Consider the following 18,316-nt stretch of genomic DNA (forward strand, 5'->3'; position numbering starts at 1 on the left):
TTTCCAGGTGCCCAAACTGATGAATGCTATTTTGCCTTCTATCAAGTCTGATTATCCTGTTGTGCTGGCCTTTTCTTGTCAGCACAATAAAATCAGGTGATTAAGCACTTTCTTGCGGCCGATGAGTACACTTCAGCCCACATTTGCCCCCCAGCGTATTGCCTTGCTTGGTGCGGGTCGGGTAGCCAGCCAATTAGGCCCTGCGTTGCTACAAACTGGCCACCAGGTAGTCTCTGTTTGGAGCCGTACGGCGGCCAGTGCCCAAAGTCTGGCTAACCAATTGCCCGGAGCGGCTGTCAGCCTCAATCTTGATTTTGCCGCCCAGCCGCCCGCCGATTTATATCTGCTTTCGGTGCCTGATGCGGCCGTGCCGGAGGTATTAGCCGCCGCTAGGTTTCCGGTCGGTGCCTTGGTAGCGCACACGGCGGGCGCTTTACCACTGGCTCTCTTTGAAGCGTATCCTAAGGTGCGGGGGGGCGTTTTTTATCCCCTGCAAACTTTCAGTCCCGGCCGCATAATAGATTGGCATGCCGTGCCGCTTTGCATTGAAGCTGCCGATGAGGCCGGGCAAGCTTTGCTGCTGGCGCTGGGTCATAGCCTGAGCAAAATGGTGCAGCCGGTGGCTACACTTCAGCGCCAGCGCCTCCACGTGGCGGCCGTATTTGCTAGCAACTTTACCAATCACCTATTAGGCATCAGCCACGCCTTGCTAACAGAGGCAAAACTGCCTTTTGAGCTGCTGGCGCCCTTGCTGCGCGAAACCGTGGAAAAAGCCATAGCTGCCCCGCCTTTCAGCGTACAAACCGGGCCCGCCGCCCGCCGCGATGCCCCTACGCTGGCCCGCCACCAGGCTGAGCTAAGCGCCCACCCAGCTTGGTTAGCTTTATATAAGTCGTTGAGCGACAGTATTCAACAGCAATTGCCCCCCGCTGAGCTAAACAACGAGGCAGGGTTGTAGCTTTGATTCGGGACAGGTGGTGCGTACCTTCGTGCCCGCAATTGCCCCCCACGAACCCAATTTTGTGAATACCATTAACATCACCTTCCAGTTTCAGGATGGCCAGCCCGCGCAGACCCATGTGGCAGCCCAAGGCGAGTCGGTGCTGGACGTGGCCCTCAACAACGACATTCAGCTTCAGCACAACTGCGGCGGTGTGTGCGGTTGCAGTACCTGCCACGTGTATGTGCTGCAAGGCGAAGATGAATTACCTGAGATTTCTGATAAGGAAGAGGATTTCATCGACCGCGCCGTGAACCCGCGTATCAACTCCCGGCTGGCCTGCCAGTGCGTGGTGCAGGCTGAAGGCAACGATCTGGTTATCCTTATTCCGCCTCAGGATTTCCTGGGTCATTAAGGCTACGTTTAAAAGTAGGGAATGACAGAGACAGCCAGTTGAAAACTGCTTTACAGCACTTTAGGTCGGCTTTCTCTCTTCTCAACTCCAACCTTTGCCTATCTACCTTCTGAACTTACCAACGCCCAGATATGAATCATTTCGAGCCCCCCATTAAGTGGAGCGACCACGAGGATATCGCCATTGCTCTTTACGAAAAGTTTGGCGATGACTTTACGGAGGCAAAAATTTACCGCATCCGCTTCACCGAACTGCTGGAATGGGTACTTACATTGCCTAACTTCGAAGGCACCCGCGAACAGGCCAACGAAGGTCACCTGGAGCAGATTCAGGCTAAGTGGGTGTACGAGTGGCGTGATAATCAATAAAGCATCCTACTAAGTTACGTGGTTGGGTAAGGAAATGGCTGGTCGTTTTACGAATGCCATTTTCTTATCCAACCATTCTTGTTTATACAATGGATCCAACCATTACTCCTTCTAAATTGCTTGCTATTCAAGCGTTTATCCTTGACGTAGACGGCGTGCTTACCGATGGTACCATGCTGGCCTTGAACTCAGGTGAGCAAGCGCGGGCTTTTCACATCCGCGACGGGTATGCGATTCGCTATGCCCTGACTAAAGGCTACCGGATCGTGGTTATTTCGGGTAGGGAGGAAGAAGGTGTCCGCAAGCGCTTAGAGTCGTTGGATGTCCGTGACATCTATTTAGGTGTGGATGATAAGATGAAGATCTTTAACACCTACATCAATTTGCACCGCCTCGACCCGGCGCACATTGCCTATATGGGCGACGACCGCCCTGACGTGGAAGTAATGCGCCGGTGTGCAGTAGCAGCCTGCCCCGCCGACGCCGCCACCGATGTACGCGAAATCAGCAACTACGTGTCAAAGCTGCCCGGTGGCCACGGTGCCGTTCGCGAGTTGATAGAAGCAGTAATGCGAGCTCAGCAAACTTGGTAGTGTCTGGTAATGCAGACGTTACGCCTGCGTAAGCTGATCGTTCTTTACTAGGCGCTATGGATTGGGGCAAGTTGTGTTTTTCTAAAATCCATTTATATTTACCCCATCATCCATTCAACCCATTTTTTTATTTTTTTCATGAAAACAGGAACCGTAAAATTCTTTAATGAGTCGAAGGGCTACGGCTTCATTACAGATGACAATACGAAGGAAGACTTCTTCGTACACATTACCGGTCTTAACGGGGGCCAAATCCAACAGAACGACCGCGTAGAGTTTGAAACGCAGGAAGGCCGCAAAGGAGTAAACGCGGTAAACGTAAAGCGCGTGTAGGTTTTCCTACCTGAATTTTACTTTTCAGAAAGCCTCTCCCATCTGGAGAGGCTTTCTTTTTGCGTGTTTGGGGAGGATATTTGCCAGCTTACTTTGTGGGGGGCATTTTTATCGGGTTCCTCTGGTTTTCTAGTTATGCAGTCTTCCGCTGGGTCCGCCGCATTTGTATCCGCACCAGGGGCCACCGAGCCGCGTGGGTGGCGCCCGGTCATGCGGCTGGTGCGCCTGCCCAACCTGCTGCTCATGGGGCTGTGTCTGCTGCTCGTGCGGGCATGCCTGCTCCAGGCATCTCAACAGCTGCTCAGCGCCTCGTTTGGCCTACTCATTCTGGCTTCTTTGTGCGTAGCGGCTGCCGGTTATATTATCAACGATTACTACGACGTCAAGATTGATAGCATAAATCGACCAACGCGGTTGGTAGTCGGGCGCGTCATCAACCGCCGTCATGCCATGATGGCACACCTGATCCTAACGGGGATGGGTGTATTGGTTGCGGGAGTATTGTCGCCGCTGCTGGGGCTGGTACATGTGGGGGCGGCGCTGCTGCTGTGGGGCTATTCAGCGCGGTTTAAGCGCTTGCCGCTGGTAGGTAACGTGAGTATTGCTACGCTTACAGGTGCGTTGGTGCTGCTCCCCGAACTGCAATTACGCACTGGCCAATCGGCGGTGTGGGTGTACGCATTGGCTGCGTTTCTGCTCACTGTAGTTCGGGAGGTTATTAAGGATGTGGAAGATATGCGCGGTGACGCCGCACACAAATGCCTGACACTGCCCATCGTGTGGGGAGTAGCGCGTACCAAGTGGGTAGCCGGATTCTTTCTGCTCAACCTACTGGTGCTGGTTGGGGCGGCCAGCGGTCAGGCGTTATTTATGACAAGTGACCGAGGGCTGGGCTTATGGTTAGCCATGGCGGTATTAATGCCCTTGCTGGGGCTGGCATGGCGCTTATTGCGCGCCGACCGGAGACTTCATTTTACTACGTTAAGTGCTTGGTGCAAATGGATTATGCTCGCGGGAGTGCTTTCTATGCTGTGGCTGGTAGGCGGCAGCTAAAACAGTTTGGCTAGCTAAACCGTTAGCGATGAAAACTGAATGACATTTACTACCTTTTGGGTGGGTATGTGCTGGAGCTCGGTTTATCCATCCTTTCTACCAAGCCATTATATGCGCTTACTTTATTCGCTGCTGACGCTGAGTGTGTTGGCGGCTCCCCTCGGCGCTTTTGCGCAAGTCACTCCAGCTACCGATTCAACTACTACTACCGCTCCGGCACCCGGCCTTAGCCAGCCCCGCAAATCTGCTTTCGCTCCCAGCGATAAGCCCAGCTTTATTCCGGTGCCGATAGCGTTTTATCAGCAGGAAACGGGCTTTGCAGCCGGCGCAGCCATTTTGCCCGTATGGCGCTTCGGCACCGATACCACGGTGCGCAAGTCGAATGCCCGCCTGATTGCCTGGTTTAGTCAGGAAAAGCAAAGTACCATTCAGCTTACGCACACCATTTTCACGCCCGGCGAAAAGCTATTCTTATCAGGCGAGTTGAGCCGATATGATCAGAAGCTGTTTTATTACGGTGTTGGCAACGATAACCGTGAGGAGGCAGAGTCGGACCTGGAATTCAAGCTGATCGTATTTGATGAGAAAGTGATGCCGCGCATCGCCCCCAATTTGTTCGTGGGCCTGCGCTACCGACTCACCAGCCTCACCGATATTACGGCTCCTGATAACGCCGAAGATGGTGGTGCTAACTACTTTTTGCGCGATCCGCGCATTGATCCCCGCGAGCGGGAGAACACCCTTAGCTCCGGCATTGGCCCCTCCTTGCTCTACGACGGGCGCGACAACGTGCTGGCTACCTATAGCGGCAATTTTGTGGACGCTCATGTGCTAGTGAATGGTGGTGCGCTGGGCAGCGATTTTAAGTTTACCCGCTATCAGTTGGATGCCCGCCACTTTCAGCCCTTGTTTGGCTCTAACAACACGATTCTGGCTTTGCAATATCTCACCCAGCTGCATACCGGCAATGTGCCATTCCGGGAAATGGGCGGCTTGGGGGCCAATTTGGGCGGCGCTATTTACAACAATTCGGGTCTGATGCGGGGCTTGTACGAAACCCGCTTCCGTGACCGGCAGATGATGACCTTTCAGGCAGAGGTTCGTCAAAAGCTCTTCTGGCGCATCGATGCTGCTGCCTTCTTGGGCGCTGGTCAGGTAGGATATAAACTCTCAGATTATACCTTCGACGGCACCAAGTTCGCCGGGGGTGCCGGTCTGCGTTTCCGCTTCAACCGCCGCGACCGCCTCAACGTTCGCCTCGATTATGCTGGCGGCACTGATACGCCACCTAGTATTTACTTCGCCGTGGGCGAAGCGTTTTAAGGCTTCCACTTAGTAAAAAAAGCCCCCCAGTTGTTATTCGGCTGGGGGGCTTTTTCTGTAATCAATGCAGCCTCATGGTGCGCTTCGACTGAAGTACGAAACTGCTAGTCTCTGCTTGATTCCGCTCTTGGGTATATAAAGCATTTTAATTCACTGATCAGGTTGACGAAATGGGGTGGATGAATGTAATTTATATGGCTGATAATTAGCGATATAGCGCAAGTGTGCGCTTTTAATATAATTCATAAAAAACCGCGCCTTATCTGGTTCGTAAGCCCGACAGATGGAGCACAGTTCACCAGCCCGATTTCACGCCGCCCAAGAGGCCACGGCCGCTCCTCCACTTGTCTGGTTAGTAGCGACGCCGCCAGCGGCCGAGTTATTCGTTTCAGTGGTTATTCCTGCCAAAGACGAAGCGGAAAACCTGCCTTTGGCTTTGGCCGCATTAGCAGCCCAAACTGACTTGCAGAACCGGCCGCTATCGACGCGCAGCTATGAAATTATTGTGCTGGCCAACAACTGCCACGATCAGACCGCGGCGGTTGCGCGGGCATTTGCCCGTCTCCATCCCCAGCTTAATTTGCACGTTGCTACCATAACGCTGCCGCCGGCTCAAGCGCATGTGGGGGGCGCCCGCCGCCTACTCATGGACGAAGCCTGCCATCGGTTGGAAACCGTGGGGCAACCACTGGGCCTGATTGCCAGCACCGACGCCGACACGCAGGTCAGTAAGACTTGGCTCGCGGCTATGACAGCCGAAGCCGCTGCCGGCGCGGAGGCAATTGGGGGGCGAATTCTGACTACGCCTTCCGTAAGCCTGAAATCCGCCGTACGCCGCTATCACCTGCGCGATGCTTCGTACCAGCTATTACGCGCTCAGCTGGAGCATTTGCTTGATCCTGACGCCGTCGACCCTTGGCCTCACCACCACCAACACTTTGGCGCGAGTCTGGCGCTTACGGCGCGGGCTTACCGCCGCGTGGGCGGGCTGCCGGCCGTTAGTTTTTTGGAAGATGAAGCTCTCGTGCGGGCCCTGCGCCGCCACGATATCAGCGTGCGCCACAGTCCGCAGGTACGCGTGTTTACCTCTGATCGACAGGATGGGCGGGTGGCCGTGGGCCTTTCCTGGCAACTGCGTGTGTGGGCCACAATGAGCGCGGAGCAACATGAGCCCTTGGTAGAAAGCGGTTCCTACTTATTTGCTTTATGGCAGGCCCGACAAGCATTGCGCACGCATTGGCAGGCTAGCCGCACCAGTATGCCCGCCGCCATTGGCAACCACGGCTTTAGTAATGAGTTGGCTTCCACGCTGCACGTACCAGTAGTTGGGCTGATAAAAGCGTTTTACCGGGTCTCCACGTTCGGAGAGCTATGGGAATGGGTGCAGACGCAGCAACACAAAACAATGCGCTGGACCCACCGCTGGCCTTTGGTGCCTCTTAGTCAAGCCCGCACTGAGCTTCGCCAGCTAATTGGGCAGCTGGGGGGCTAAATTTTTTCCAGCAAATCTAGCCGGTACTGTTCGTGGCGTTGGCCGTGCAAGTGGCGCAAGGGACCATTGGCTAGGGCTTTTTGCAGGAAAAAATCATGTACCTCGTCGCCAGTAAGTGGGTAATCATGCACTGGTGGGGTCCAGTGCACAAGCAATAATTGCCCCCCAGGCGCTAATCCCGCCACTATTTGGTCGGCGGCGCGTGTCAAATCAGCTGGCGACCAGTAGTAGCCGACTTCGGACACCATTATTAAATTGAACGCGGCCGAGTCCGGAAATTCTTCGGGTACGCGCAACAGCCGAAACTCTACCTGCGGCAAATGCGCGCACCGCTGGCGGGCACGTAGCAAGGGCGCTTCGGCAACATCTACTGCCAACAAATGCCCACATCGGGTTGCTAATTGTTCGGTGAGCACTCCCAAAGAGCAGCCAATTTCGAAGGCCCGCGCGTACTGCGAATGGGGCAGCGCAGCCAGGGTAGTAGCGTATTTCTCCCGCTCGTAAGGGCTCGTTTCAAAGCCCCACGGGTCTTCGTTGGCCCGATATACATCGTCGAAGTAGGCTGGGGGCAAAGTATTAGGCTGCTTTGGGTTCATAACAATACAGAATTATCCCCTGACTTAAACTCGAGAAATACTTCGAATGACTGGGCAAAATGAGCCAACATAGCCGGAGAAAGTTGAAAGCCAGTGGGGTCGTCGTCAATCAGGTTGGTAAGCTGGGAGCGGTGCGCAGCGATGGCTTGCTGTTTCTGGCTCAGAACTGACGTGATGTCCAGACGCCAACCTTCTACCTCGCCGGGCTGGGGCAAGTCGAGAGGCGCTGCTCGTTCCCATGCCCACACTACGTATTCTAAGAGGCGTGGTGGCGTAGGCAGTTGAGCTAACGCCGCCCGCACGAGCTGACTGGTAGCGCGATGGTCGGGATGCGGGTCGCGCCGCCAAGGAACCAGGATGGTAGTGGGAGAGAGTTGACGTATATGCATTCGTAGCTGCTCCACAGCAGCTTCAAAGCCTGCCGCGCCTGCTACAGGTACATTCCCATCGGGCAAGCCCATGTAATGCGGAGCCGTTGTGAGGCCCAAGGCAAGTAATGCTGCTTCAAACTCTGTTTCCCGTAACTGTCGACGAGCGGCGGGCGGATATTTCTGCGAATTGGGGTGCGACATGGTACCATCCGTAACCAGAATGGCCGTAACCGGTACCTGTGCCTGGCACAAAAGAGCCAATAAGCCACCGCAACCCAAGGACTCATCGTCGGGGTGGGGGGCAATAACTACCGTCGAGCCAAGTCGGGGGGCAAATTCAGCGGGGCGCAGCGGCAATTCGGCAAAAGAAAACGGGAAAGTTTCTGGCATATTTCAGGCAGCGAGCGGAGCTACTATTGCCAGAGCCGATGAGCAGGCTCCGTTTGAGCTAACGCAAACCGGCCGGCGTCGGCGATAGCTGCATCGGGGGCGGGCTGGCGTAGGTAGTGAGTCAGGTCGCGGTGGAGGCGTTCGAAGGGCTCGGGGCGAAGCAGGCCGCGGGCTCCTACGCAGCGTTCCGCTAGTTGCAGTGTCCGAAGGCATATATCCTCAATGGCCGTGCGTACCAAGTTGGCATACGCCACAGTGGCCCCAGCATCAAGGGTGGCCGTGGGGCGCGAGGCGTGGTCGGCGGCGCCTCGTAACCACAAATTACCGCCTTCAATCAAGCCCGCCAACTCGCCTAAGCGCATCTGCTGATACGGGTCATTGGTGCGGTTAAGCTCCTGTAGAAAGCGCCTGGTTTCGTTGAAAACTGCCTCCGCCGCGCCTAGCTGCACCGCCGCGAAGCGAATAGCGCCCCCGCTGAAGTCGGGTTGCCGGTAATAATCGCCAGGCTGCCCCACCAAGTCTTCCTCCCTGATTTCCAAGCCTGTCAAGTCGACTCGAAAGCTGGCCGTGGCCCGCATGCCCAGCGGCTGCCAGAAGCTGGCGTCGAGCGTGGGGGCATTTTATCGGTTGGGAGAATGAACATCTGCCAGCCGCCGTCGGGTAGTGCACCGGTAATAAGGGGGCGCGTCACGTGGCCCGCGCCCGAGCCAAACGTTTTGCTGCCTGACAGTCGAAAAAGCCCCCCAGCCAGTGGTTCGAGGCGTACACCATCGTCGGCCTGCGTATTCCAGACGCCAAACAGGTGACCAGCATGAGCATCCTCTGCCCAGCGTCCGACCTGTTCGGGTTGGGCGTAGCGCTGCATCAATTGCAACGCATTTACATGGCCTTCATACACGCGCCCAACGGCTAAGTTGCCGCGGCCAATATGCTTTAGAGTTCGGAGTAATGTAAGAGTGTGCACAGGCAGGTGCAGATCGGCACCGCCCAGCGCTTTGCTCAACGGCACTGTGAGCAAACCCGCTTCGCGCAGCCACTCAAATTCCGCTACTGGAAAGCCGCCTTCCTCGTCCGACACCGGGGCCTGCACCGCCAAGCGGGGCACCAATGCCGCCGCCGCTTCCTCGGGTACCAGGGAGCCAGTAGGAGCCGCTGCAACTGGCAAAATACGCTCTGTAACCTGTTCAGCTAGCATACACAACAGTAAAGTGGAATTAGCTCAACTGTGATTAGCACCTATAGGTTTGGTATGTATTGAAAAAAAGGTAGTTGATAGAGAGCCAGTCTTGCCATAGAGAGGTCGTATCATAATTCCGTACCCGAAAGAATTTGGTAGGGGCAAAGGCAGAGACCTACCTTCGTACTGTCATTCTTTCAGCCCAATCTCCTTTGCCATGTCGTCTCAGCCCATTCGCTCCGCGCTTATTTCTGTTTATTACAAAGACCGTTTGGAGCCGCTAGTGGCGGTGCTCAAGCAGCACGGCGTCAAACTGTACTCAACGGGCGGAACGCAGCAGTTTTTGGAGCAGCAAGGGGCAGAAGTAACCGCCGTGGAAAGCCTGACCGGCTTTCCCGCCGTGTTCGGGGGGCGGGTCAAAACCCTGCACCCAAAGGTGTTCGGGGGCATTTTGCAGCGCCGCCACGAAGCCGGCGATACCAAGGAGGCGGAGCAGCACGACATTCCGCCCATCGATCTGGTGATAGTGGACCTGTATCCGTTCGAGGAAACGGTGGCATCGGGCGCGCCGGAGGCCGACGTGATTGAAAAAATTGACATCGGCGGCATTTCTTTGCTTCGAGCTGCGGCTAAAAACTTCCGCGACGTGCTCGTTGTCAGCGGCCGTGACCAGTACGAAGCCGTAACCGAGTTGCTCACGCAGAAAAACGGCGCTACCGATCTGGAAGATCGTCGGCAGTACGCCGCTGCCGCTTTCGCCGCCACCTCGCACTATGACACCCAGATCTTCAACTACGTAAGCCAGGGAACCGACCTAGGGGGCAAATCTTTGCGCCTAAGCCAGCAGCCGGCTACGCCTCTGCGCTACGGCGAGAACCCGCATCAGGCAGGTACTTTCTATGGTGATTTATCGGCTCTTTTCGATCAACTGCACGGCAAGCAGCTTAGCTACAATAACTTAGTAGACGTAGACGCCGCCGTGGCTCTCATGGCTGAGTTTGAGGATGGCCAGCCCGCCTGTGCTATTCTAAAGCACACCAATGCCTGCGGCGTAGCCCAAGCCAGCACACTTCACGATGCTTACCTGCAAGCCCTGGCCTGCGACCCTGTGTCGGCTTTTGGAGGCGTTATCATTGTGAATAAGCCCGTGGACGAAGCCACCGCTGAAGAGCTAAACAAGCTGTTCTTCGAAGTGCTCATTGCGCCCGAGTTTAGTGAGGCAGCGCTACCTATTCTGCAAAGCAAGAAAAACCGAATTCTGTTGCTCCAGAAGCCAGTTGCATTGCCTGCTAAACAGATTAAAACACTGCTCAACGGCATCGTAGAGCAAGATTTTGACCGCCAAACGGAAACTGCCGCTGACTTCAAAGTCGTAACGAAATCGGCGCCTACCGCCGAGGAAACGGAAGCGCTGGTATTCGCGGCCAAAGTTTGCAAGCATACTAAGAGCAATACTATTGTGCTGGCGCGGCCGGGCCAACTGCTGGCTTCCGGTGTAGGCCAAACCTCGCGAGTAGATGCCCTCAAACAGGCTATCGAGAAAGCCAAAGCGTTTGGCTTCGATCTGCAAGGTGCTGTAATGGCCTCCGACGCCTTCTTTCCCTTCCCCGATTGTGTCGAAATTGCCGGTCAGGCGGGTATTCGGGCGGTGGTGCAACCAGGCGGCTCTATCAAAGACCAAGACAGCATTGCCGCCTGCGACCAACTCGGCATGGCTATGGTCATGACGGGCGTGCGGCATTTCAAGCATTAAATACTTGAAATATAGGGAGTCGCGCAGAAATAATTGCGTGACTCCCTATATCGTCATCACTATACAGTTGGGAATGCTGGGGGGCTTTTTTGCCACAATTCCGGCGCTCTTTTTTCGTTAGAGGGCCGGTTTAACTACGGAGTGTCGTAATTTTTACTGGTAGCGCTTCCGTCAAACTTACGTACTTTTGCCCCCTATTTGCGTGGCGCAACCCGCGCATTATCTTCTAATTGCCGTAAAAATCAATGGGTTTTTTTAACTTCCTCACCAGCGATATCGCCATTGACCTGGGAACGGCCAATACCCTCATCATTCACAACGATAAAATCGTGGTGGATGAGCCGAGCATCATTGCCAAAGACCGCACTACCAATAAAGTAATTGCCGTGGGCCGGCAAGCGCAGCAAATGCACGAAAAGACCCACGACAACATTCGCACCATTCGGCCTTTGAAGGACGGCGTAATTGCTGACTTCCACGCCGCGGAGGAAATGATTAAGGGCATGATTAAGATGATTGACACGCGCAATCGTCTGTTCCAGCCTTCGCACCGCATGGTGATTTGCATTCCCTCCGGTATTACCGAGGTAGAGAAGCGCGCAGTACGTGACTCCGCTGAGCACGCCGGCGCCAAAGAAGTGTGGATGATTCAGGAGCCAATGGCGGCCGCTATCGGTATTGGCATCGACGTGGAGCAACCCGTTGGCTCTATGATTATTGACATCGGTGGCGGTACTACCGAAATCGCAGTTATTGCCCTGTCCGGTATCGTCTGCGACCAGTCTATTAAGACGGCTGGTGACGTGTTCAACCAAGACATTCTGGACTATATGCGCCGCCAGCACAACCTGCTGATCGGGGAGCGCTCGGCCGAGAAAATCAAAATCGAAGTGGGCGCTGCCCTCACGGAGCTCGACATTACGCCTCCCGACTACGAAATCCGGGGCCGCGACCTGATGACGGGTATTCCGAAGGTGATTAAGGTAACTTCTTCTGAAATTGCTATTGCCTTGGATAAGTCGGTAGCCAAAATTGAGGAAGCCGTACTCAAAGCCCTGGAAATTAGCCCCCCAGAGTTATCAGCCGACATTTACGACAACGGTATTCACCTGACAGGTGGGGGCGCCCTGCTCCGCGGCCTCGATAAGCGCTTGGCCGCCAAAACCAAGCTTGCCATTCACATTGCCGAAGATCCCTTGCGTGCTGTAGTACGCGGTACCGGCGCCACAATTAAGAACTTGCAGGGCTTCCGTAGTGTTCTTCTTTCATAAGTAGCTAAACAAGTAAGTGGCTGGGGGTTAAGTGGTTGCTTGTTCTGCTCTTTGAACAGCCAGTCATTTAATCTCCAGCCTTTTGCTACGCTAAGCTCACCCATTTAACTATTTGCTTCTTTTCCTGTGCGTAATCTTTTCACCTTTATCTTCCGCTACCGGGGCATCCTGGTGTTCGGGCTATTGGAGGTGTTGAGTTTGTACTTGTTGATTAGAAATAGCTCGTATCAGCGGGCCGCCTTCTTCAATTCTGCCAACGCCTATGCTGGCCGAGTGCTGGAGATGCGTACTCAGGTACTGGATTATTTTCGGCTAGTTGATGTGAATAGAGGGTTGGTGGCTGAGAACGCAGCCTTGCGCCAGCAACTTTACCGCCCCGACCTGGCCGGTCGTCTGCCCGATAGCCTCGCGCCTGTTGAACCTTTGCGGCCCGCCCGTCGCGATTCTATTCTGCTTGGCTTACGCCAGTTGCCCGCCACCGACCCTGATTATCCGCTTATTCCGGCCCGCGTGATAAGCAACACCCGTCGACGGGTTGATAACTATGTAACCATCAATGCTGGCACCCGTGAGGGCGTACGGCCGGGAATGGGCATACTATCGGCCGATGGAGTGGTAGGCCGAGTGAAAGTAGCCAGCGAGCATTATGCTACGGCTACGTCCGTGCTACATTCCAAAACAGTTATTTCAGCCAAAATAAAGCGTGACGGTACCGAAGGCGGTATCAAGTGGCTAGGCGACGACGCGGCCCACGTGCTGCTTGACCAGATTCCGCGGCAGAACGAGCTGGTGCGTGGCGACACCGTCCTTACTTCCGGCTACAATGCCGTATTTCCGGAAGGGGTGATGATTGGTACGATTGACGCTTTCAGCAAGGAGCCAGACAAGGACTTCTGGACCATCCGGGTGCGGCTAGCCGTGGATTTCTCGCGCCTGACTTATGTGTACGTGGTGAATAGCCGCCCCAAAGCGGAGCGCGACACGCTGCAAATGCGGGCCGGTGCGAAACCTGAGGACGAAGAAGAGATTTTAAAGCCATGAGAGCAGCCGGTGGATTTGTACTACACCTGATTTTGTTGGTTGTGTATGTGCTGTTGCACGTGCTGGTAGCCAGCAAGCTAGTGCTGTTTGATCTGGGCTGGTGCTTTTTTTACTTGGGCTTTTTGCTGTTTTTGCCCATTACCACGCCTATCGTCGTGCAATTGCTGCTAGGCTTTGGAGTGGGCATTACTATGGATATTTTCTACGATACGGGTGGAGTGCACGCTGCCGCTGCAGTGCTGCTGATGTATTTAAGACCATGGGTACTGCGACTGCTTACGCCCCGTGATGGCTATGATGCCGCTGACGCGGTGAATGTGCACCTGATGGGGGGGCAATGGTTTCTGGTTTACCTGGTTTTACTGGTCAGTATACATCACCTCGCATTTTTTCTGTTAGAACTGGGAAGTTTTCAAATTATTGGTGTTACGCTGATTAAAGTGATAGTAAGCACCTTATTCACGGGCATCACGCTGCTGATTGTACAGATGCTGTTTTTCCCGTCGCGACGGAGCAAGAGGTAGGAGTTGGGGGAGGGCCACTCGTCTTACAGACTAAGCAGTGAGCCTTTGTGTTGTGTACCTTTGTAATCCCAGGTACTGTGCTGGGGGGCTTTTTATTCAGTTTCTTTCGCTTTGCAATACCTTGAAGGTCGTAAGTATGTGGTGCAGACCATTTTCGTGGTCGTAGCCCTACTGTTTGCGGCGCGCTTATTTTACATCCAAGTGCTCGACGGCAGCTATAAGCTGGCCGCCGACCGCAACTCATTGCAGCGCATCGTGCAGGTGCCCTACCGTGGCCTCATCTTCGACCGCAATGGGAAGCTGATGGTGCAAAACACGCCCGTGTACGACCTGATGGTGGTGCCCCGCGAAATCAAACAGCTCGATACTCTTCGCTTGTGCGAGCTTCTTCAGCTACCCATCGAGGAGTTTCGGCTTGCCCTGACGGCTGCCAAGACGTATTCGCGAGTAAAAGCCTCCCCATTAATACAAAACCTTAGTACGCCGGAGTTGGCTGCTATCCAGGATAATCTGATCGATTTTCCGGGTTTCAGCATCAAGGCCCACATGGCCCGCTCTTACAAAACCGAGAACCTGGCGCACGCCCTGGGCTACGTAGGAGCTATTACTCCTAAGCTGTTAGAAAGCCCTCGATATGCTAAGTACGTTGCCGGCGACAACTTAGGAATCACAGGCTTGGAGTCTTTCTACGAGAAGACGCTAATGGGGCGGCGTGGGGTGCAATACCGCATGGTGAACGTGCGGGGCATAGAAAAAGGTGCCTTCCGGGATGGTGAGTACGACACACTATCCGTAGCTGGGCTCGACTTGCACACCAGCATCGACAGCGAATTGCAGGCATACGGCGAGAAGCTGATGGCCCAAAAGCGCGGCTCTATTGTAGCTCTTGATCCGAAAACGGGCGAAATCCTCGCCTTCGTTTCGGCACCGTACTTTGAGCCCGCTCGACTCAGTGGCAAAGGCATGGGCAACCGCTACATGGACCTGCTCAACAACCCCGAGCGGCCGCTTTTCAACCGGCCCCTGATGGCCACTTACCCGCCGGGTTCGGTATTTAAGCTAGTTAATGAACTGGTTGCTTTGCAAATGGGCGTAGTGACGCCTTACACAAGTTTTCCCTGCAATCAACGATTGGTGAAGTGCACTCACCGCCACGAGCCCCCACCAATGTGGGTATTGCCATCAAGCAAAGCTGCAATCCCTATTTCTACCAAGTGATGCGCACGGCCATCATGCGCGGCCGTTCCAGCAACCCCAAAGAAGATGCCCGCCTAGGCTTGGCCGAGTGGCGCCGACAGGTAATGTCTTTCGGGCTGGGGCAGGAGCTAGGAGTGGATATGGGCTCAGAGCGGAAAGGCTCCATTCCATCACCGGAACTGTACGATAAGATGTACGGTAAGCATGGCTGGAACTTCCGCACGATTTACTCCTTAAGCATCGGGCAGGGCGAAATTGGTATCACCGGTCTGCAAATGGCCAATATCATGGCTGCTATTGCCAACCGCGGCTATTATTACACACCTCATTTCGTGCGTGGTATTGGTCAGGGCGGGCCCTTGCCAGAGTATAAGGAGCGGCACTATACCAATGTAGACCCCCAACATTTCGATGCCATTATTCCGGGGATGCAGGCGGTGGTAGAAGGCCGCGGCGGTACCGGCAATCTGGCTAGTCTAGCGCAATTTGGTATTTCGGTGGCCGGCAAAACGGGTACTGTGCAAAATGCTCACGGCCCCGACCACGCTACCTTCGCAGCCTTCGCGCCCGCCGAAGACCCCCAGATTGCCATTGCTGTGTTTATCGAAAACGCCGGTTTTGGGGGTAGCTCTGCGGCCCCGATGGCAGCTCTGATGATGGAAAAATACCTGCGCGGCAAAGTAGAGCGCACCCAGTGGGAAACCTGGTTGGAGGGAGATGCTTCCAAGTTTATCAGAAAGCGCTGACGAAGCCACGAGGTAGTCAGCGCCAGATACAGTCGTTTTTGAATAACCCAAAATGCCCTCTTCACCCGCCAGATACAGTCGCAGCCTTGATTGGGTAACCATCGGCATTTATGCCTTGATGGTGGGCTTAGGCTGGCTGAATGTGTACGCTGCCAGCTACTCGCCCGATGCACCCGTCGGCTTTGCCGGCCAGAGCTTTCAGGAACTGATGGCCAATAACTGGTTTAAGCAGATTATCTGGATCGGGACGGCCGTGGTGCTGATGGTCATCTTGGTGGTAGTCGACTACAAGGCTTACGATACGTTCGCCTACGTTTTCTACGCCGTGGTAGTCTTGCTGCTGCTCGTTACCTTGTTCATTGCGCGGCCTATTGCGGGTTCTCGGTCCTGGCTAGAACTGGGGCCGGTACGCTTGCAGCCGGCCGAGTTTGCCAAATTTGCCACCGCTCTGGCCGTATCACGCTTTATGGCGGGCATTAACCTGCGGCACCAGAACTGGCGCGACCAAGCAGTGCTAGCCGGCATGACGCTGTTGCCGCCGCTGCTTATCATCGCCTCCAACGAAACTGGCCAAGCGCTTGTGTTCGGCGCGTTTCTGCTGGCTTACTTTCGCGAGGGAATGTCCCCGCTTATTCTCATTATTCTAGCTGCTGCGGGCGTCATTCTGATTCTGGCTTTGTTAATCCCCAAACTCTGGCTCATTGGGGGTATCACCGTCATTCTGGGGGGCGTTTTTCTGGCTAATTCGCGGGTGATGCGTCACCATTTGCCTCTGTCCTTGAGTGTATGGGCGGTGGTGGTTGGAATGGTGTTCGGGGTCGACTTTTTCTTTAATCAGGTGCTCCAGCCGCACCAGCGCAAGCGCATTGAGGTGCTGATCAATCCGTCGGCTGACCCGCTGGGCGTGGGCTGGAACGTAACGCAGTCCAAGATTGCCATTGGCTCGGGTGGACTGATGGGCAAGGGATTCCTGGAAGGAACCCAAACCAAATTCGACTTCGTGCCCGAGCAAAGCACCGACTTCATCTTCTGCACTGTTGGTGAGGAATGGGGCTGGATGGGCAGCTTAGTGGTAATTATCTTGTTCATGGCCCTGCTGATGCGCTTGGTATATGTGGCGGAGCGTCAGAAATCGGTGTTTGGTCGAACATACGGCTACTGCGTGGCCAGTATTTTCTTCTTCCACTTCGCTGTGAATGTGGGCATGACTATCGGTTTGGCGCCAGTAGTCGGTATTCCGCTGCCGCTGTTTAGCTACGGCGGCTCCTCGCTCTGGTCATTCACCATTCTGCTATTTATCATGCTGGCAATTGACGCCTACCGCAAACAGGATTTGGTACGCTAAATAAGAGTAGTAGCGCTTTATTAATGGCTTAGACCATCCATAGAAAAGCCCCCCAGATATTCGTCTGGGGGGCTTTTCTATGGATGGTCTAAGCAAACTTCCGATCGATGAGCTTCAGGAGCCGGCCGACGTGCTCCTCCTTGCGCGTCCAGTCGTATTTGGTGGCTAGATCCTGGGTCACGTAGCGCTTCGCCGATTCCGGATCATTGAATGTATCAAGGTGCTGGATGGCGTTATGATACTCCATGTTCTCCCCATTAAACAGCTCATTGATAAAGCCAAACCGCTGATTAATAGAAATCGCCTCGCGGAGCGATTCCACTTTGGGGGGCTTTTCTGCTAAGGTAGCGCCGGCTTTTTCCGGCCGCAGTGTTTCGCTGAGCGGCGCTGTCGCAGAACGTTCCGCTTTTAGCTTTTCGTAGAGCGGTACGCTAGTTGGAGCGGCCTCCGTGATTGGCCGGCGAGGCGCTACAATCGGCTCATGAACCGGCTTGGGTTCAGGCGTTGGTGCTGGCGGAGGCACAAAAGCCGGTGTAGGCACAAAAGTAGGTGCCGCTACAGACGGCTGGGGGGCATTTTGCACCGGAATAGGTGTCGGAGCTACTGCAACTGGAGCAGCTACTGGCTCTGGAGCGTTTGCTGGCTCACTAGGGCGCACGGGCTCTATAACTTGTACAGGTTCTGGCTTAGGCGCAGGCTGCGGCTGAACCGGGCGAGGTGTTTCCGCTATGGGTGCGGCGGGTGCACGCACAGGGCCGTCGGCCCATAAGTCAGCCTCAGTAAGGGGGAGCAAAGCGCTGAACTCCGCTACCAGTTTTTCCATCAGCTGATGACCTTTATAGGTAGCCTCCTGATGCAGCCGGAAGCGCTCCAGTAGAAAATCGCGTTCCAGCGGCGCTTCTGGCGAGAGGCTGTCGATAAACTCCCCGAACAAGTCTTTATTCAGATCCAGATACCGCAAAGCATCACGCAGTTGGGCAGCCGTTGCGGTCGGTTGATCACCCAGCAGCTTCTCTTCAAACGTCAGCACTGGATCGGTCACTACGCCCAGAGTGTCGGCTACGGCACGAGCTAACAAGGGCTCAAAAGCTCCCCGCGTCAGCCGGATGCGGCGCGAAAGCGTGTTCATAAACTGGGTGAGGGCCTGCCGCACGTCGGAAGCCTCAAAGTCGAAGTAGGGGCTACGCAATCGAGCCATTTCAGCCGTCCATTGGGCCAGCAATTGCTGTACAACCAACAGATTGACCTGCCGAATAGGGGTGAAACGCAGCACGGCGGGGCCATCGAGCGTGGCAGTGGGCTGGGGGCCAAAATGCTGGTCGCAGAGGTGAGCGGCCAGCCGGCGGCCGTAGTGTTCGCGCTTGGCGTGGCTATATTTGTCCTTCATT

At 55.0% G+C, this 18,316-nt stretch carries 20 protein-coding genes; 15 read left to right on the forward strand and 5 right to left on the reverse strand.

Annotation, left to right across the window (positions count from 1 at the left end):
• Positions 1-121 precede the first annotated feature (121 nt).
• From G7064_RS14600 to G7064_RS14635, 8 genes are all read left to right on the forward strand, one after another.
• On the forward strand, positions 122-958 hold the full coding sequence (locus tag G7064_RS14600; protein WP_166074160.1) for a Rossmann-like and DUF2520 domain-containing protein: 837 nt from the start codon (positions 122-124) through the stop codon (positions 956-958).
• Positions 959-974: 16 nt separating this feature from the next.
• Complete coding sequence (locus G7064_RS14605; RefSeq protein WP_240935510.1) at positions 975-1,355, forward strand: 2Fe-2S iron-sulfur cluster-binding protein; 381 nt, start codon at positions 975-977, stop codon at positions 1,353-1,355.
• A 131-nt stretch (positions 1,356-1,486) separates the two neighbouring features.
• A complete protein-coding gene (gene iscX, locus G7064_RS14610; RefSeq protein WP_133274108.1) occupies positions 1,487-1,723 on the forward strand; it encodes a Fe-S cluster assembly protein IscX in 237 nt (78 codons plus the stop codon).
• An 89-nt stretch (positions 1,724-1,812) separates the two neighbouring features.
• Positions 1,813-2,316, forward strand: coding sequence for a KdsC family phosphatase (locus G7064_RS14615; protein WP_166074161.1), 504 nt, complete (start codon positions 1,813-1,815; stop codon positions 2,314-2,316).
• A gap of 138 nt (positions 2,317-2,454) precedes the next feature.
• Complete coding sequence (locus G7064_RS14620; protein ID WP_133274106.1) at positions 2,455-2,649, forward strand: cold-shock protein; 195 nt, start codon at positions 2,455-2,457, stop codon at positions 2,647-2,649.
• A gap of 135 nt (positions 2,650-2,784) precedes the next feature.
• Complete coding sequence (locus tag G7064_RS14625; RefSeq protein ID WP_166074163.1) at positions 2,785-3,702, forward strand: geranylgeranylglycerol-phosphate geranylgeranyltransferase; 918 nt, start codon at positions 2,785-2,787, stop codon at positions 3,700-3,702.
• 111 nt (positions 3,703-3,813) lie between these two features.
• The gene (locus G7064_RS14630) at positions 3,814-5,025 is read left to right on the forward strand and encodes a BamA/TamA family outer membrane protein (RefSeq protein WP_166074164.1); all 1,212 of its coding nucleotides are present in this window, start codon (positions 3,814-3,816) and stop codon (positions 5,023-5,025) included.
• A gap of 283 nt (positions 5,026-5,308) precedes the next feature.
• Entirely contained in the window at positions 5,309-6,517 is a 1,209-nt protein-coding gene (locus G7064_RS14635; RefSeq protein ID WP_166074165.1) for a glycosyltransferase, read from the forward strand.
• Here the strand turns inward: G7064_RS14635 and G7064_RS14640 are convergent.
• From G7064_RS14640 to G7064_RS14655, 4 genes are read right to left on the reverse strand one after another with little or no spacing between them, the layout of a single operon-like run.
• Positions 6,514-7,113: an SAM-dependent methyltransferase gene (locus tag G7064_RS14640; protein ID WP_166074166.1), complete on the reverse strand. Its 600-nt coding sequence runs from the start codon at positions 7,111-7,113 to the stop codon at positions 6,514-6,516. The genes G7064_RS14635 and G7064_RS14640 overlap by 4 nt on opposite strands.
• The gene (locus tag G7064_RS14645) at positions 7,110-7,874 is read right to left on the reverse strand and encodes a PIG-L deacetylase family protein (RefSeq protein WP_166074167.1); all 765 of its coding nucleotides are present in this window, start codon (positions 7,872-7,874) and stop codon (positions 7,110-7,112) included. The genes G7064_RS14640 and G7064_RS14645 overlap by 4 nt, the downstream gene beginning before the upstream one ends.
• A gap of 23 nt (positions 7,875-7,897) precedes the next feature.
• Positions 7,898-8,452 (reverse strand): acyl-CoA dehydrogenase family protein, encoded by a 555-nt coding sequence (locus tag G7064_RS14650; protein WP_166074168.1) that lies wholly within the window; start codon positions 8,450-8,452, stop codon positions 7,898-7,900.
• On the reverse strand, positions 8,419-9,069 hold the full coding sequence (locus tag G7064_RS14655; protein ID WP_166074169.1) for an acyl-CoA dehydrogenase family protein: 651 nt from the start codon (positions 9,067-9,069) through the stop codon (positions 8,419-8,421). Before G7064_RS14655 ends, G7064_RS14650 begins: the two co-directional genes overlap by 34 nt.
• A gap of 199 nt (positions 9,070-9,268) precedes the next feature.
• On the opposite strand from G7064_RS14655, the gene purH reads away from it, so the two are divergent.
• The 7 genes from purH to rodA all read left to right on the forward strand — a co-directional run bounded on the left by purH (position 9,269) and on the right by rodA (position 16,928).
• Positions 9,269-10,804, forward strand: coding sequence for a bifunctional phosphoribosylaminoimidazolecarboxamide formyltransferase/IMP cyclohydrolase (gene purH / locus G7064_RS14660; RefSeq protein WP_166074170.1), 1,536 nt, complete (start codon positions 9,269-9,271; stop codon positions 10,802-10,804).
• Between the two features lie 245 nt (positions 10,805-11,049).
• Complete coding sequence (locus tag G7064_RS14665) at positions 11,050-12,075, forward strand: rod shape-determining protein (RefSeq protein ID WP_166074171.1); 1,026 nt, start codon at positions 11,050-11,052, stop codon at positions 12,073-12,075.
• A 126-nt stretch (positions 12,076-12,201) separates the two neighbouring features.
• Positions 12,202-13,116: a rod shape-determining protein MreC gene (gene mreC / locus G7064_RS14670; protein WP_133274098.1), complete on the forward strand. Its 915-nt coding sequence runs from the start codon at positions 12,202-12,204 to the stop codon at positions 13,114-13,116.
• Positions 13,113-13,640, forward strand: a complete 528-nt coding sequence (locus G7064_RS14675) for a hypothetical protein (protein ID WP_133274097.1) — start codon at positions 13,113-13,115, stop codon at positions 13,638-13,640. The genes mreC and G7064_RS14675 overlap by 4 nt, the downstream gene beginning before the upstream one ends.
• A 111-nt stretch (positions 13,641-13,751) precedes the next feature.
• Positions 13,752-14,858 (forward strand): penicillin-binding transpeptidase domain-containing protein, encoded by a 1,107-nt coding sequence (locus tag G7064_RS23090; protein WP_317172774.1) that lies wholly within the window; start codon positions 13,752-13,754, stop codon positions 14,856-14,858.
• Positions 14,858-15,583, forward strand: a complete 726-nt coding sequence (locus G7064_RS23095; RefSeq protein WP_410505502.1) for a penicillin-binding transpeptidase domain-containing protein — start codon at positions 14,858-14,860, stop codon at positions 15,581-15,583. Before G7064_RS23090 ends, G7064_RS23095 begins: the two co-directional genes overlap by 1 nt.
• Before the next feature lie 52 nt (positions 15,584-15,635).
• Positions 15,636-16,928: a rod shape-determining protein RodA gene (gene rodA / locus G7064_RS14685; protein ID WP_166074172.1), complete on the forward strand. Its 1,293-nt coding sequence runs from the start codon at positions 15,636-15,638 to the stop codon at positions 16,926-16,928.
• An 88-nt stretch (positions 16,929-17,016) separates the two neighbouring features.
• On the opposite strand, the gene G7064_RS14690 is transcribed toward rodA, so the two are convergent.
• Positions 17,017-18,315: a hypothetical protein gene (locus G7064_RS14690; protein WP_166074173.1), complete on the reverse strand. Its 1,299-nt coding sequence runs from the start codon at positions 18,313-18,315 to the stop codon at positions 17,017-17,019.
• Position 18,316 lies beyond the last annotated feature (1 nt).

Source organism: Hymenobacter sp. HDW8 (assembly GCF_011305775.1).
Taxonomy (GTDB): Bacteria; Bacteroidota; Bacteroidia; order Cytophagales; family Hymenobacteraceae; genus Hymenobacter; species Hymenobacter radiodurans.

Coding starts and splice junctions, on each gene's coding strand:
- G7064_RS14650 (WP_166074168.1), bottom strand. CDS start 8,452: ATGCGGGCCACGGCCAGCTTTCGAGTCGACTTGACAGGCTTGGAAATC.
- G7064_RS14690 (WP_166074173.1), bottom strand. CDS start 18,315: ATGAAGGACAAATATAGCCACGCCAAGCGCGAACACTACGGCCGCCGG.
- G7064_RS14665 (WP_166074171.1), top strand. CDS start 11,050: ATGGGTTTTTTTAACTTCCTCACCAGCGATATCGCCATTGACCTGGGA.
- G7064_RS14675 (WP_133274097.1), top strand. CDS start 13,113: ATGAGAGCAGCCGGTGGATTTGTACTACACCTGATTTTGTTGGTTGTG.
- G7064_RS14640 (WP_166074166.1), bottom strand. CDS start 7,113: ATGAACCCAAAGCAGCCTAATACTTTGCCCCCAGCCTACTTCGACGAT.
- G7064_RS14635 (WP_166074165.1), top strand. CDS start 5,309: ATGGAGCACAGTTCACCAGCCCGATTTCACGCCGCCCAAGAGGCCACG.
- G7064_RS14630 (WP_166074164.1), top strand. CDS start 3,814: ATGCGCTTACTTTATTCGCTGCTGACGCTGAGTGTGTTGGCGGCTCCC.
- G7064_RS14625 (WP_166074163.1), top strand. CDS start 2,785: ATGCAGTCTTCCGCTGGGTCCGCCGCATTTGTATCCGCACCAGGGGCC.
- G7064_RS14600 (WP_166074160.1), top strand. CDS start 122: ATGAGTACACTTCAGCCCACATTTGCCCCCCAGCGTATTGCCTTGCTT.
- G7064_RS14620 (WP_133274106.1), top strand. CDS start 2,455: ATGAAAACAGGAACCGTAAAATTCTTTAATGAGTCGAAGGGCTACGGC.
- G7064_RS23095 (WP_410505502.1), top strand. CDS start 14,858: ATGCGCACGGCCATCATGCGCGGCCGTTCCAGCAACCCCAAAGAAGAT.
- G7064_RS14655 (WP_166074169.1), bottom strand. CDS start 9,069: ATGCTAGCTGAACAGGTTACAGAGCGTATTTTGCCAGTTGCAGCGGCT.
- G7064_RS14645 (WP_166074167.1), bottom strand. CDS start 7,874: ATGCCAGAAACTTTCCCGTTTTCTTTTGCCGAATTGCCGCTGCGCCCC.
- rodA (WP_166074172.1), top strand. CDS start 15,636: ATGCCCTCTTCACCCGCCAGATACAGTCGCAGCCTTGATTGGGTAACC.
- G7064_RS14615 (WP_166074161.1), top strand. CDS start 1,813: ATGGATCCAACCATTACTCCTTCTAAATTGCTTGCTATTCAAGCGTTT.
- purH (WP_166074170.1), top strand. CDS start 9,269: ATGTCGTCTCAGCCCATTCGCTCCGCGCTTATTTCTGTTTATTACAAA.
- iscX (WP_133274108.1), top strand. CDS start 1,487: ATGAATCATTTCGAGCCCCCCATTAAGTGGAGCGACCACGAGGATATC.